The 13,706-nt window shown below is 64.1% G+C and carries 13 protein-coding genes; all 13 read left to right on the top strand.

The features are described from left to right. Positions 1-77 precede the first annotated feature (77 nt). The 13 genes from C8N35_RS23730 (at position 78) to C8N35_RS20040 (ending at position 13,563) form a co-directional block, all read left to right on the top strand. On the top strand, positions 78-884 hold the full coding sequence (locus tag C8N35_RS23730) for a class I SAM-dependent methyltransferase (RefSeq protein ID WP_146177440.1): 807 nt from the start codon (positions 78-80) through the stop codon (positions 882-884). 81 nt (positions 885-965) lie between these two features. After that, a complete protein-coding gene (locus C8N35_RS20095; protein WP_107991517.1) occupies positions 966-1,913 on the top strand; it encodes a glycoside hydrolase family protein in 948 nt (315 codons plus the stop codon). A gap of 37 nt (positions 1,914-1,950) precedes the next feature. Next, positions 1,951-2,478 carry a 3TM-type holin gene (locus C8N35_RS20090; RefSeq protein ID WP_107991516.1) on the top strand — a complete coding sequence of 176 codons (528 nt, stop codon included), beginning with the start codon at positions 1,951-1,953 and terminating at the stop codon, positions 2,476-2,478. Between the two features lie 64 nt (positions 2,479-2,542). Then, on the top strand, positions 2,543-2,911 hold the full coding sequence (locus tag C8N35_RS20085) for a PepSY domain-containing protein (protein ID WP_107991515.1): 369 nt from the start codon (positions 2,543-2,545) through the stop codon (positions 2,909-2,911). Between the two features lie 65 nt (positions 2,912-2,976). Continuing rightward, positions 2,977-3,690 carry a response regulator transcription factor gene (locus tag C8N35_RS20080; protein ID WP_107991514.1) on the top strand — a complete coding sequence of 238 codons (714 nt, stop codon included), beginning with the start codon at positions 2,977-2,979 and terminating at the stop codon, positions 3,688-3,690. Continuing rightward, positions 3,687-5,204 (top strand): ATP-binding protein, encoded by a 1,518-nt coding sequence (locus C8N35_RS20075; RefSeq protein ID WP_210203623.1) that lies wholly within the window; start codon positions 3,687-3,689, stop codon positions 5,202-5,204. The genes C8N35_RS20080 and C8N35_RS20075 overlap by 4 nt, the downstream gene beginning before the upstream one ends. Positions 5,205-5,577: 373 nt before the next feature. Beyond that, positions 5,578-6,045, top strand: coding sequence for an RT0821/Lpp0805 family surface protein (locus tag C8N35_RS20070; protein WP_107991512.1), 468 nt, complete (start codon positions 5,578-5,580; stop codon positions 6,043-6,045). Positions 6,046-6,387: 342 nt separating this feature from the next. Beyond that, positions 6,388-7,851 carry a hypothetical protein gene (locus tag C8N35_RS20065; protein WP_107991511.1) on the top strand — a complete coding sequence of 488 codons (1,464 nt, stop codon included), beginning with the start codon at positions 6,388-6,390 and terminating at the stop codon, positions 7,849-7,851. Positions 7,852-8,392: 541 nt separating this feature from the next. Next, positions 8,393-9,616: a c-type cytochrome biogenesis protein CcmI gene (gene ccmI / locus C8N35_RS20060; RefSeq protein WP_107991510.1), complete on the top strand. Its 1,224-nt coding sequence runs from the start codon at positions 8,393-8,395 to the stop codon at positions 9,614-9,616. 136 nt (positions 9,617-9,752) lie between these two features. Then, positions 9,753-10,271, top strand: a complete 519-nt coding sequence (gene ccmE / locus C8N35_RS20055; RefSeq protein WP_107991574.1) for a cytochrome c maturation protein CcmE — start codon at positions 9,753-9,755, stop codon at positions 10,269-10,271. 116 nt (positions 10,272-10,387) lie between these two features. Next, positions 10,388-12,370, top strand: a complete 1,983-nt coding sequence (locus C8N35_RS20050; protein WP_107991573.1) for a heme lyase CcmF/NrfE family subunit — start codon at positions 10,388-10,390, stop codon at positions 12,368-12,370. A gap of 24 nt (positions 12,371-12,394) precedes the next feature. Continuing rightward, positions 12,395-12,922 carry a cytochrome c-type biogenesis protein gene (locus C8N35_RS20045; RefSeq protein ID WP_245926877.1) on the top strand — a complete coding sequence of 176 codons (528 nt, stop codon included), beginning with the start codon at positions 12,395-12,397 and terminating at the stop codon, positions 12,920-12,922. A 44-nt stretch (positions 12,923-12,966) separates the two neighbouring features. Continuing rightward, entirely contained in the window at positions 12,967-13,563 is a 597-nt protein-coding gene (locus C8N35_RS20040; protein ID WP_107991508.1) for a hypothetical protein, read from the top strand. The last annotated feature ends 143 nt before the right edge of the window (positions 13,564-13,706 follow it).

The raw sequence follows: 13,706 nt of genomic DNA, 5'->3' as shown, positions 1-13,706 counted from the left end.
ATTCTAGGAATTATAGTTTGTCTGATTGTGCTGAAATTGTTTATCCTAGGCCTGAATAATGATTCAGGGATCCTGTGATGGTTACGAACATAAAAAAGCAGAGAGAAGAGTATTTGGAGAAGGTGACCGAGGCGGAGGCGGAGAAATTAGCGATCCGTTTCGGTGCTGGCCATGACCACTGGCGTACCTGGGTTGGACCTCCAATGAATTACGATGTTCAAAGCGCAATGCAATTTCAATTGCTTACGAACGTTGGCTTGCGTGAATATCATCGTTTGCTAGAAGTTGGATGTGGTTCGTTGCGCGCAGGACGGCTATTCATTACCTACTTGCTAGAAGGCCGATATTATGGTGTTGAGCCAAACGAAAAGATTATGAGAGAGGGTGTGGTTGGGAACTTTGGTGCGGAACTGGAGAACTCTCCAATAATAAAGGATAGAAAACCCTCGTTCTCTCATAATTCGGATTTCGATTTCTCTTTCACTGAATCTGAAGTTGATTTCGCAATTGCGCAATCAATTGCATCCCATACAGGCCCCGCCGAGCTTAAGCGCCTTCTGACAAATTTAGCGCAAGTTTCACATGACGGCACCTTATGTCTTGTAACCTATGGAAGGATATTGAATCCGGTAAATGAAGTAAAAGAAGATGGATGGTATTATCCGGAATGTGTTGCGTTTACTCCAAGAAAATTCTCAGACATCGCAAAAAATAGTGGGTTCAATCATATGTACCATATTAATTGGCCGCTTATGAACGTGAGCGAAGATGGTACACATACAACTACACAGCAAATAGCTGTGCTCACAAAACGTCCGTGGAAGGCACCACTAAGTGTGCAGGTTGCTGGGGTCGCAGGCTTCCGTCCTATCGAAGCTTTTTAGCAATCAGACGTCTAATCGAAATTTTCGAATACCCAAAGCCCCGCCCACTAGCGGGGCTTTTTTTATGCGGAGATCTCCGACATGCGAACCAGTGATCGCGGGCGGGCGTTTATCGCCGCGCACGAGGGCATCGTGCTGCGCGCCTATCGCGACGTGGCCGGCGTCTGGACCATCGGCGTCGGACACACCGCGCGTGCGGGAGGGCTGAAACCGGCGGCCGGGATGACTATCACCACGGCGCAGGCAGAGGCCTTGCTGAAGGCGGACCTCGCCAGGTTCGAGGCGCGCGTGGCGCGAACCGGTGCCTTCCGGGCGCAAGGCCCCTTCGATGGTGCCGTCTCCTTCGACTTCAACACCGGACGCATCCACAACGCCTCCTGGGTCGCGCATTACCGGGCCGGCCTCTTCGCCCGCGCAGAAACCGCGTTGATGCGATGGGTGAAGGCCGGCGGGCGCACCTGGCCGGGCCTGAAACGCCGCCGCACGGCCGAAGCCGCGCTCATCTTTCGCGGCCGCTATGGCCCTGCCACGGACAATGCCGCCGGCTCCCAAACAGGAGCGTGGGAGGCCGGCGGAGGGGAGCAGGCGGGTTCGCCGGAGCCCCCGGACGTGCCGTCGCGCTCGCGCGAACGCGAAGAGGTGTGCGCCTACCAGCGCCAGCTGAGACGGTTGGGGCTCTATGGCGGCGCGCTCGACGGGCTGGCGGGAGCGCAGACACGCGCCGCCGTGCGCACCTTCCAGCGCGCCCACCCGCACCTGAACGAGGACGGTATCGTCGGGCCCGCGACGCGCGCCGCGCTGACGCGCGCGGTTAACGCGCTGAAGGAGGCGGGCCATGCCGGTGGCGCCGCCCTCGTCGCGGCCGGCGGCGCGGCGGCGCTCGCAGACACGGCCCCCGTCGCCGGTGGCGGGTGGAGCGATCCGCTGGTCGTGGTAACCTGTGTCGGGTTTGTCGTGCTGATGATCGCCGGCGCCGCTCTCGTCTGGCGCTACCGCGAGGAATTGCGGCTGCTGGCCGCGCGCCTGTGACGATACCCTTCCACGCCGATATCACGAGGAGACTGCCATGGCCTTTCCGATTGCCGTTCTGCTGCCGATCCTGGCGGATGTCGGCGCGCCGCTGCTGAAGCGGCTGATTGCCCGTCATGCGGCGGGGGCGGCGGGCGAGGCCGGGTCCGCGGTCGTCGATGCGCTGGCCGCGCGCCTGAGGACCACCGCGACGCCCGAGGCGGTCGCGGCGGCCTATCGCGCCGATCCCGATACGGCGGCCGCCGCGATCCGGCAGGTTGAAATCGACCGGCGCGAGGACTGGGCGGAAATGCTGGCCGATGTCAACGCCACGATGCGCGGCGAACAGCAGGCGAGCGGTGTGCTGCAACGCATCTGGCGGCCTGTCTTCGGGCTTTTCTACGCACTCGCCTTCGCGGCGCTGGCGCTGGCGCTGGTGCGCGCGCTGTGGCTGAGCGACACCGCGGCGATCAACGCGCTGGCCGGCATCTCCGGCTTCCTCATCGCCTTCTACGGCATGGGGGCATCGGTGCTCGGGGTCTATGTCTGGCAGCGCTCGGCGGAAAAGCGGGCAGGCGCGGCGTGAGCGGAGGGGGATTGGGAACCTCATTCATGTACCGTTCACGCGTGGGACGCTAGAAACGGCGATCATGAGTGTCATTTCGGTCCCCACGCTTCCCGGACGGCTTGTGCTTGCCACGTGCGCGCTTCTCTGCGCGGCGTTGCTGGCCCTCCCGGTCGTGGCGCAGCCGCCGCCGCCGGGCGGCGGGCGCCCGGGAATGCCGTCCATGGGGCGCCATCACTGCCTGGGCCCGGGGGAAATGCGTCAGGCGGTCGGTGCCGGCCAGGCGCTGCCGCTGGGAAGCATCATGAGCGCCATCGGCGGCGGGCAGATCGTGCGGGCCATTCTGTGCGAAACGCCGCGCGGTCTGATCTATCGCGTCGCGGTGCTGAAGGATGCGCGGGTGGACGAACTGATCATCGACGCGCGCACCGGCAAGATCCTTCGCCGCCGCTGAGCCAGTCGTGCGACACATAACGAACGGGCCGACAAGGCCGAAGCGAGAATCCAAGGAGAAGCGGCGTGCGACTGCTCGTTGTCGAAGACGATCCCGATCTCAACCGTCAACTGGTCGAGGCTCTCAAGGAGGCCGGCTACGCGGTGGATGCCGCCGAGGATGGCGAGGAAGGCCATTTCCTTGGCGATACCGAGCCCTATGACGCGGTTGTGCTCGACATCGGCCTGCCGAAGATGGACGGCCTCACGGTGCTGGAAAACTGGCGCGCGGGAGGCCGCACCATGCCCGTGCTGTTGCTGACGGCGCGCGACCGGTGGTCCGACAAGGTGGCCGGCATCGATGCGGGGGCGGACGATTACGTCGCCAAGCCCTTCCACATCGAGGAAGTGCTGGCACGCCTGCGCGCGCTGCTGCGACGGGCGGCCGGACACGCCAGCAACGAGCTTGTCTGCGGGGCGATCCGCCTCGATGCCCGCACCAGCCGCGTGACGTGCGACGGCGCGCCGGTCAAGCTCACCTCGCACGAGTACCGCCTGCTCGCCTATCTGATGCACCACATGGGCCGCATCGTTTCGCGCACAGAGCTGACCGAACACCTTTATGATCAGGATTTCGACCGCGATTCCAATACGATCGAGGTCTTCATCGGCCGGCTGCGCAAGAAGCTCGACACCGACATGATCGAGACCGTGCGCGGACTGGGCTATCGCCTCAACACGCCTGACGGGGCGGCAGGCGAAGGCGCCGGCGAGGCGGATGGGGAGACGTCCGCGCGGTGAAACGAAAGCGCAACAGATCCCTTTCCCTGCGCATGCTCATCTCCGCCGGCGTCTGGTCGATCGTGTCGCTGGTGATCGCGGGGCTGGTGCTGGTGCACGTCTATCGGCTGGCGAGCGAACGGGCCTTCGACGAGCGTATCGATGTCTACGTGACGACGGTCATCGGCGCGCTTGCCGGGCTCGACCAGCAGGAGGCGGATGAGGACGCGGCGGTATCCCCGACCGATACCCCATCCTCCGACACCCCATCCTCCGACACGAAATCCTTCGACAGTCTGTCGTCCGACACCCGGACGCCCGATGCTCAAGGTTCCGGTACAAGCGACCCGGACGGTACGCCGATCTCTCTCGAGCTTCCCGGAGAGCCGCGGTTCCGGCTGCCGCTGTCCGGCTGGTACTGGACGGTGCGCGATGCGGCCAGCGGCCGCGTTCTCTATGCCTCGTCCTCTCTTCTGGGCGATACTCTCTCCCTGCCTGCCGTCACCTCCGCCGATGGCGTTTGGCGCGGTTACGCGCACGGGCCTGGCGGCGAGGGGCTGCGCGCCAGCCAGCGCGTCATCGGCTTCAGTCCCGAAAAGCGCTATATCATCGCTGTGGCAGCCGAGACCTCCGGCCTGCGCGACGAGATAGAGGCCTTCGCGGGGCAGGTGGCCATCACCCTTGCGGTCTTCGGCCTTGGCCTCATGGGGGCTGTGCTTCTGCAGGTCTGGATCGGGACGCGTCCGCTCAAGCGGTTGCGCGCCTCTTTCGCCGCAGTGCGCCGGGGCGACGCGGAGGAGATCGACGAGGATCTTCCGCGCGAACTGGCACCGCTCGCGGTGGAACTCAACGCGCTCATCGCGGCCAACAAGGAAACGGTACAGCGCGCCCGCGGTCATGTCGGCAATCTGGCGCACGGGCTCAAGACGCCGCTTTCGGTCATCACCAATGAAGCACGCGCCGCGCACGGGCCGTTGGCGGAAAAGGTGGCAGAGCAGGCGGCGATCATGCGCACCCAGATCGATCACCACCTGGAGCGGGCCAGCATGGCGGCCCAGCGCCGGGTGATCGGCGTGGCGACCGAGGTCGCTCCCGTGAGCGAACGGCTGATGCGGGCGATGGAAAAAATCCACGACGAACGCCATCTCGATCTCTCCTCCGATATTGCGCCGGGCCTTCGTTTTCGCGGCGAGCGGCAGGATCTGGAGGAGATGCTGGGAAACCTGCTCGACAACGCCTGCAAATGGGCCCGTTCAACCGTCGCCTTGACTGTGTGCCGGAAGGAAAGCGCGAAAGCGGAGCGGCCGCTGCTCGTTTTCGTCGTCGCCGACGATGGTCCCGGCTTGAGCGAGGCGGAGCGCGAACAGGCGCTCAAGCGGGGCAAGCGCCTCGACGAGACGGTTCCGGGTTCCGGGCTGGGGCTTTCCATTGTCGCCGAGCTCGCCGGGCTTTACGGCGGACGTCTGGTGCTGGAGGGGTCGCGACTGGGCGGACTTGGCGCCCGGCTGGAACTGCCTGCGGCCACCCTCGACTGACAAGCGGGGTGCGCGTCGCCGCAAAGACGTGCGGTTGTGCTTTCACGCCCTTTCAATCGGCCTACTTTGGCCACAAATCTGTGTGATTTCGCTCGCCGATCGCTGATGGGTTTCCGTTTCGTTAACGGTGGCGGCGATACCACGGTGGTGCGCTTGCCGAGGTGGAACGGCGGATGCCTGCCTGGCCGGAGATTGGCGCATGGCGGGGGCGACCTGTCGCGCATCGCGGTTCGGTATCGCGGTTCGGTATCGCCGGCCGGCATGGCTGGCTGGCATGGCCAACTGGTAAGGCCAGTTGGTAAGGAAGGTACACGGGCAGAACGCTCCGCAGCGGGCGGCCTGCCGGCAGATATGGCATTTTATGGGGACGAAGATGCGGATTTTTAAGGTTGCGGTCGTGGTCCTGGCCGGGCTCGGCCTTGTTGGTTGCACCAACACGGGGCCGAAGGAAGGCATCGGCACCGTGGCGGGCGCCGTGGCCGGCGGTGTCATCGGCAGCCAGTTCGGCGCCGGCTCCGGACAGGTTGCCGCGGCGGCGGCCGGTGCGGTTATCGGCGGATTGATCGGTCAGGAAATCGGCCGCTCGCTCGATGAGCGCGACCAGCAGGAAGCCTACAACGCCCAGTACCGTGCGCTGGAATATTCGCGCTCCGGCCAGCCGGTCGAATGGCGCAACCCCGATAGCGGTCACTACGGCGAGGTGGTTCCGGGCCCAGGATATACCATCAACAACGCCAATTGCCGCGATTACACCCACACGATCTACATCGATGGTCGTCCGGAAGTCGCCCGCGGAACCGCTTGCCGCCAGCCCGATGGCACCTGGCGTCCAGTGAACTGAAGCCGGTAAACGGAAGCCCGTGAACCGATATCGGTGAATGGAGCCCGGTTCACGACCGGAACATTTCGAACAGCAAAGGGCGGCCCGGTCGGGCCGCCCTTTTTGCGTTTGGCCACGGCTGTGTTTCCCGCACGGTTCGTGTGGGGCCGAAGGCCTTCGCCTGCGCTTTTTTACGGTTAGCGAAAGCTTTAGTTAAAATCTGTGAGGCAATCTGACAGACAACACGCCGGGAGCGCGCCTTCCAAGGGCGTTCTCGGCTGGTTGACGTGGAATAAGGTGATGCACGGGAAGAAACGGCCGTCGGTTTTCGCGTCGAACAGGGACCCCGCTTCGGACAGGCACATGGTCGACCAGAGCCTCATGACGTTGAAGGTGCGCTCCTATCTCGGGGCGCTGTCGCGCAACGCGTGCGACATGCTGATCCGCAACCTGGAAGCCTCGCGCGAGCGCGGCGATACGGATCCGCAAGTCGAGCTGATCCTGGACGCTGCGCGGCCGCTCCTGCGCAAGCGCGCCGGCAACGACCAGCCCCGTGCTCACCGCAAGAACCTGCTGAAGCGTGCGATCTTCCTGCCGCTCGAACCCTATCTCATCACCGAGGAGCTGCCGCGCAAGTTGCCGGGTCGGATCCGCCGAGCCCGCCTCGATGCGATGTGGACGTGGGTCGAGCGCGACGTGATGCCCGACAGCATTGCCGAGGCCCAGACCCTTTTGGCGCAATCGGACTATGACCCGGACGTGGTCGGGCGCACCGCGCAGAAGCTGCGCGAGGTGGTCGTGGCCGCGATCGGCGATGTGCTGGAGGAAGCGCGCGGGCCGGGCGTGGCCCATCAGCGTGTCGCCTATCGCGTCGGTGGCGAGGATGTCCTGAGCGAACTTGGCGACATTCACGGAATCTTGAAGGCGGATGCCGTTCTGGAAGGGTTCGCGACGAACCTGCCGCCGGTCATCACCCGCCGCTCGTTTGCGACCCGCGAGGCTTCGAAGACCCGCGCGCAGGTCATCGATGCGCTGAAGCTGGTGGTGGACGACCATCCCGGCCATGTCGGCTGGCTGGCTGCGATCCTGTTGTGGCGTTGCGATGATCCGGCGCTTCTGGCTCGTATCGCGGGTGCCGCGACGGGGCTCGCCCAGCCGCAGGCCATTCATTCCGGTCCCTATGCCGAAATGGTGGAAATCGCCCTCAGCGAGTTGCGCCGCTACGTGCTGATGGCCCAGGAGGCCGTGACCGATGCGGCGGCGGAGGAACCCGCACACGGGGTGGAATGGCAAAGCGAAGCCGTCGTCGTGGCGGTGTCGCGCTATCACGATCAATTTCGGGAGATGCGCACAGGCATCGATCTGCGCGAGGTCTCCGAATGGCGCCAGGAGTTGGAACGCATCAACCGGGACATGGCCGATGTCATTTGCGGCCAGATTTCCGAGGCCCATCGTCATATCCACAAGGCCCTGCAGGTGCCCAGGGAAGCCGAGGAGGGCGGGTTCGGTCCCGACGTGGCGGCCGCCGCCACCTCCTACCGCGCGTTGCGGGTCCTCTACATCGCGTGCAAGAGCCCCGATATGCTGGCCGTCTCGGAAACCGTCACCAAGGCCCGCCGTGCCATCGAACAGGTCCTGGACATCGCCAGTCGTTCGCTGGTCGATGAACTGCGAGCCGCCGTGGGCGCGCGTCGCGAGGCGTTGAAGGCAGCGTTGGATCGTGCCATCGCCTATGCCGCGATCGTCTTCGGCGACGACTATGTCGAGGTTCTGAAGAAGCGCCGCACCGCCGTGATCGGCGAGGAGAGGCGGCCGCTGGCGAGCTAGAGCGCTTTGCGAACAAACGGATCGATTCGATCCGGCCGCAATATGCTCCAGGGTGTCTACCCACAAATGATATAGCAGCGGTTCGGATGCGAGGCGCGGTCTGCGGAAAGCCGTCAGGTTCTCCGCATGAACCGGATATTGGCGAACGGTAGCCGGAGCGCAAAAACGCGCGTGCGGCACGAATGATTCGCCCAGATCCCCCATGAAGCCGTGTCTCATATCCGGATCGGGCGGACCTGCTTCAATCTGATGGAATGATTGTCAATCGTACCGTATGTCAGCTTCATGTCACCGTAATCGGTGCATGTTGGCTCCATATTAAGGCGATTGTTGAAGTGGCGCGGCCGTTGGCGCATAAGAGGCCGCATCATCCAGCCAGGATGACGTAACGGGCGACACATTGTCGCCACGCTACGCGACAAGGGATAGTGTAGAGCTGTTCTAAGTTGACTGGCTTCGAATTCGACAGCCCAATCCCGATGACGGTCCCATTCGGGACGATCCTATCCGACCCGGCCAACCGCAGGCTTTCGCGCGCATCATGATGATCTGGTTTCTGTTCGCCGTCCTGACCGTCGCTGCAGCGCTGGCGATTCTGGCGCCTCTCGCCCGCCGCTCCAATGCGGCGGAAGAGGAGGGGCAAGGCCGTGAAAACGGGCCTGACGTCGCCATCTACAAGGATCAGCTCACCGAAATCGACCGCGACCTCGATCGCGGCGTGATTGAGCCGGAGGATGCAGAGGCGGCCCGCGCGGAGATCTCCCGCCGGCTGCTCAAGGCCGCGCGCAGCGACCGGGATGACGCCGCAACGCGCCCGCGCAGCGGCAGCGGCCGGGCCCGGATCGCCGCTGCTCTCGCCATTGTCGGCGTGCCGCTCGTCTCGGTTCCCCTTTATCTGGCGCTCGGCTCGCCTTCCATGCCGGATGCACCACTTGCCGCACGCCTGATGCCGAGCGACGATGGCTTTCACCAGTTCAAGGATCTGGTCGCCAAGGTCGAGGAGCGTCTCGCCAGGAACCCCGGCGATGGTCGCGGCTGGGATGTGATCGCGCCGGCCTACATGCGCATGGGGCGCGCCGGCGATGCGGCGAAGGCCTATGCCAACGCGATCCGTCTGCTCGGCGAGAACGCGCCGCGCCGCGCCAACCAGGGCGAAGCGATCGTCGCGGCCAATGACGGCGTGGTGACGGCGGAAGCCCGCGAGGCCTTCGAGCGCGCCGTGAAATTGGCCCCCGGCATGGTCAAGCCGCGCTTCTATCTGGCGCTGGGGCTTGGCCAGGAGGGCAAGAAGGACGAGGCGATCAGCGCGTGGCAGACGCTGTTGAAGGATGCTCAGGGAAACGAGGCCTGGGTGCCGATGGCGCAGGCTGAACTGCGCGAGCTGGGTGTCGCCACCCCCGATGCCGCTCCCGTGAGGGCGCCCGGGGTCGCTTCGGCGCCCGGTATGTCCGCCGGGACGGGGAATGGTGCGGGCGCAAGCGGAATGCCCGGGCCGAGTGCCGCCGATGTGAGGGCTGCCGGCGAGATGTCGGCGCAGGATCGCCAGGCGATGATCCGCGGCATGGTTTCCCAGCTCGATGAACGGCTGAAGGCTGAGGGCGGCAGCGTGGACGAATGGGTCCGGCTGGTGCGCGCGCTGGCGGTGCTGGGCGAGCGCGATCAGGCTATCGATGCGGTCAAGCGCGCGCGGGCGGGCCTTGCCGGCGATCAGCAGGGGCTGACGACCATCGACGCCCTGGCGACGCAGCTGGGGCTCGAGAGCTGAGGTTTCGGGCGAAGGTCGGCCTTATCGCGGTGCCCGTGCGCCCCTATGTTGCTGTTGCGGGTGGTCCGCGATCCGATTTGACGACGAGTGGCGCGATGACGGGCGCGCCGCCGAAACGAGGACGAAGCTTATGGCGATGACGCGCAAGCAGCGGCGGCTGTCGATGATCGGCGGCGCGGGGGCGGTCCTGGCGGTTGCCGCCGGGCTGATCCTTTATGCGCTGAAAGACGAGATCGTCTTCTTCCAGTCGCCGAGCGACGTGGCCGAGCACACCGTGCCGCACGGTCAGCGCATCCGGCTGGGCGGGCTTGTGAAGGACGGCTCCATCGACCGGCAGGGCGAGACGGTGCGTTTCGTCGTCACCGACGGCGCCGCCGATCTTTCCGCCACCTATACCGGCATCCTGCCGGATCTTTTCCGCGAGGGGCAGGGCGTCGTGGCCGAGGGGACGGTGGGCAATGACGGCATTTTCCACGCCGATACCGTGCTTGCCAAACATGACGAGAACTACATGCCCAAGGAGGTCGTCGAGGCGCTGAAGGCGCGCGGCGAATGGCAGATGGGCGCGGACAATCCGGCCGCCAAGGGCGCGCCGGCGGCCGACAAGACGAGCCAGGCCGAGACCCCGAGCGCACCGGCAAGCCGGACGAATTGAGGCGACGCATCGCTTCCATTCGGGGCCGGATGGTTTGCGGACGGATGACGGCGACGGGCCGGACGAACTAACGAACGGGCATGAAGCCCGGCACGCGGGAACAGGAGAGGGAACAGATGATCGTCGAACTCGGCCATTTCGCACTCGTGCTGGCTCTGGCGCTTTCGATCGTGCAGTCGGTCGTGCCCGTCTGGGGCGCGCGGATGCGCGACGAACGGTTGATGGCGGTCGCCGCGCCGGTTGCCGGCGTGCAGTTCCTGATGGTGGGGCTTGCCTTCGCCGCGCTGACCTTCGCCTATCTCACCTCCGATTTCTCGGTTCTCAACGTCTGGCAGAACTCCCATTCCGACAAGCCGCTGATCTACCGGATTTCCGGCGTGTGGGGGAACCATGAAGGCTCGATGCTGCTGTGGGTGCTGATTCTGGCGCTGTTCGGTGCGCTGGTCGCCGCCTTCGGCCGCACCATGCCGGCCACGCTGAAGGCCAACGTGCTGGGCGTTCAGGGCTGGATTTCGCTCGCCTTTCTCTCCTTCATCCTGTTCACCTCCAATCCGTTTATCCGCATCGCCAATCCGCCGATGGAGGGCCAGGACCTCAACCCGATCCTGCAGGATGTCGGCCTCGCCATCCATCCCCCGCTGCTTTATCTCGGCTATGTCGGCTTCTCCGTCACCTTCTCGTTTGCTGCCGCCGCGCTTCTCGATGGCCGTATTGATGCGGCCTGGGCGCGCTGGGTCCGGCCCTGGATCCTGATCGCCTGGATCTTCCTGACGCTCGGCATCGCCATGGGTTCCTACTGGGCCTATTACGAGCTTGGCTGGGGCGGCTTCTGGTTCTGGGACCCGGTCGAGAACGCCTCCTTCATGCCGTGGCTCGCCGGCACCGCGCTGCTGCATTCCGCCCTCGTGATGGAAAAGCGCGATGCGCTGAAGGTGTGGACGGTTCTGCTTGCGATCCTCACGTTCTCGCTGTCGCTGCTCGGCACCTTCCTGGTGCGCTCCGGTGTCTTGACCTCGGTGCATGCCTTTGCCACCGATCCTTCGCGCGGCGTGTTCATCCTGGCGATCCTGGCGATCTTCATCGGCGGTTCGCTGTCGCTCTACGCCTGGCGCGCGCCGATGCTGAAGCAAGGTGGCATTTTCGCGCCTATCAGCCGCGAGGGGGCGCTGATCCTCAACAACCTGTTCCTGACGGCGGCCTGCGCGGCGGTGCTCGTCGGCACGCTCTATCCGCTGGCGCTTGATGTGACGACGGGTGACAAGATTTCCGTTGGCGCGCCGTTCTTCAACATGACCTTCGGCCCGCTTATGATCCCGCTGCTGCTCGCCATTCCCTTCGGGCCGTTCCTGGCCTGGAAGCGCGGCGATCTGCTGGGCGCGGCCCAGCGGCTGATGGTGGCTTTCGCCATCGCCATTGTCATCGCGCTTGTTGTCGCTTGGGTGGAAGGGGCGGCCAACGTCATGGCGCCGATCGGCATCGGCATCGCGGCATGGGTGATGATCGGGGCGGTTTCGGAAATCGTCTGGCGGGTTAAGCTCGGCCGTATTCCGCTTGGCCAGTCGTTTTCGCGCGCCGCCGGCCTGCCGCGTTCTTCCTGGGGCGCGATGCTGGGGCATTTCGGCATGGGGGCGACCATGCTCGGCATCGTCGCGGTGACCGCCTGGCAACAGGAGGTGATCACCGTGATGCAGCCCGGCGAAACCAGGTCGATCGGCGGTTACGATCTGACCTTCGAGGGGCTGACGCCGTCGACCGGATCCAACTACCGCGAGGACGTGGGTCATTTCAGCCTGCGCAAGGGCGGTGTGATGCTCGCGAACATGGAGCCCGCCAAGCGCTTCTACATGGCGCGCCAGATGCCGACGACGGAATCCGCGATCGAGACTTTCGGCTTCAACCAGGTTTACGTCTCTCTGGGCGATGCCAAGGATGGAGGTGCGGTGGTCATGCGCGCCTATTACAAACCGCTGGTGACGCTGATCTGGCTTGGCGCTGTGGTCATGGTCATTGGCGGGCTTTTCTCTTTGAGCGACCGGCGGTTGCGCGTTGGCGCACCACGCCGCGCGCACCATGCCGCAGCGGCGATGCCTGCTGAGTAGGCTATTGTTTCGGAAGGCGTGATTATGAGTTCAAGGAATTTCGAGATGCGCCGGTTTTGCCTCGCCTTCCTGATCGCTTTTGCCCTGAGCGGGGCCGGTGTCGGCGGTTTCACATTGATTGCCACCACGCCCGCCTGGGCCGTTCAGCCGGACGAGATGCTGAAGGACCCGAAGCTGGAGGCGCGCGCGAGAGAGATTTCCGAAGGCCTGCGCTGCATGGTCTGCCAGAACGAATCCATCGACGAATCCAACGCCGATCTCGCCCGCGACCTGCGTCTTCTGGTGCGCGAGCGCCTGAAGGCGGGTGATACGGACGAAGAGGTGCGCGACTATCTGGTGGCCCGTTACGGCGAATTCGTTCTCCTGAAACCGCGTTTCGAGAGGAAGACATTCATCCTGTGGTTCGCGCCCCTTGGCGCGCTGTTACTGGGCGCTGTGATCATGTTCGTCAGCTACCGCCGCAGGAAGCACAACACAGACGACGCCCCCGGCGCGACACCGCTCGACGAGGCTGAGAAGGCGGAATTGAAGCGGATCATGGGGGAGGGGTGAGGGGCCGAAGGCGATCACTCCTTTCGATCCATGCAGAGGAGGGAATGTTCGTGGAGCTGGCAAAGTATGTCGATCTGCGGTGGCGTGTCGCTGCCGGGGTAGTTCCTGTTTTCTTGTTCCTTGTCGCGTTTGTCTTTCCTGCGTCCGCCGATCCTCTGAGGCTCATCGACTACGCGGCGCTGTTTGAAAAGTATTCCGATCGCATCGTTCGAAATGCCGATGGCACGAAATCCGTGACATTGCCCGACGGTGTTGAAATTATTGATACGGGGGACGGCTACTTCGGCCACGATCCGAAAGGGGCTGTTGGATGCGTTGCCATGTTGTTCATCGAGATTGAGGCGGCAGGCAAAAGATGTCCCGACCTTATGGATGACAAGCAGGCCACGGGTTTTGAAGCGAATAAAGCGAAACTGCTTTCGTACTACGCGAGCAATGCGTTTCCTCCTGTTCCAGTTGAACGCGCAGCCGAGAACTATGGCGCCATCGTTTCGACCGTAGCGGCGCGCAAGAAGCAGAAGGCGTGCGATGCTGCAAGCCTTGACGGCGTGCGGACCTTTCTGCCCGGTCTGCTCGACGTTGAGGCGCTGGAGACGTTGCTCGCAACACCGCGATTGCCGGTGATGGATCCTTGCCTGTGACAGGCGGTAAACCTGTCATCCGGTGCCACATTACCAATGTTTAATCCGCCCGAAAGGCGTCTGTAATCCGGCCTGCCCCATATTGAGCATCAAGCACGGAGCGAAACGCACAGGGCCTCCTCCCCGTCTCGTTTCCGTCCCCC

The organism is Breoghania corrubedonensis (assembly GCF_003053845.1).
Classification (GTDB): domain Bacteria; phylum Pseudomonadota; class Alphaproteobacteria; order Rhizobiales; family Stappiaceae; genus Breoghania; species Breoghania corrubedonensis.
Note: the sequence above shows the minus strand (reverse complement) of the source record. Positions and strands in the feature narration are given on the sequence as shown.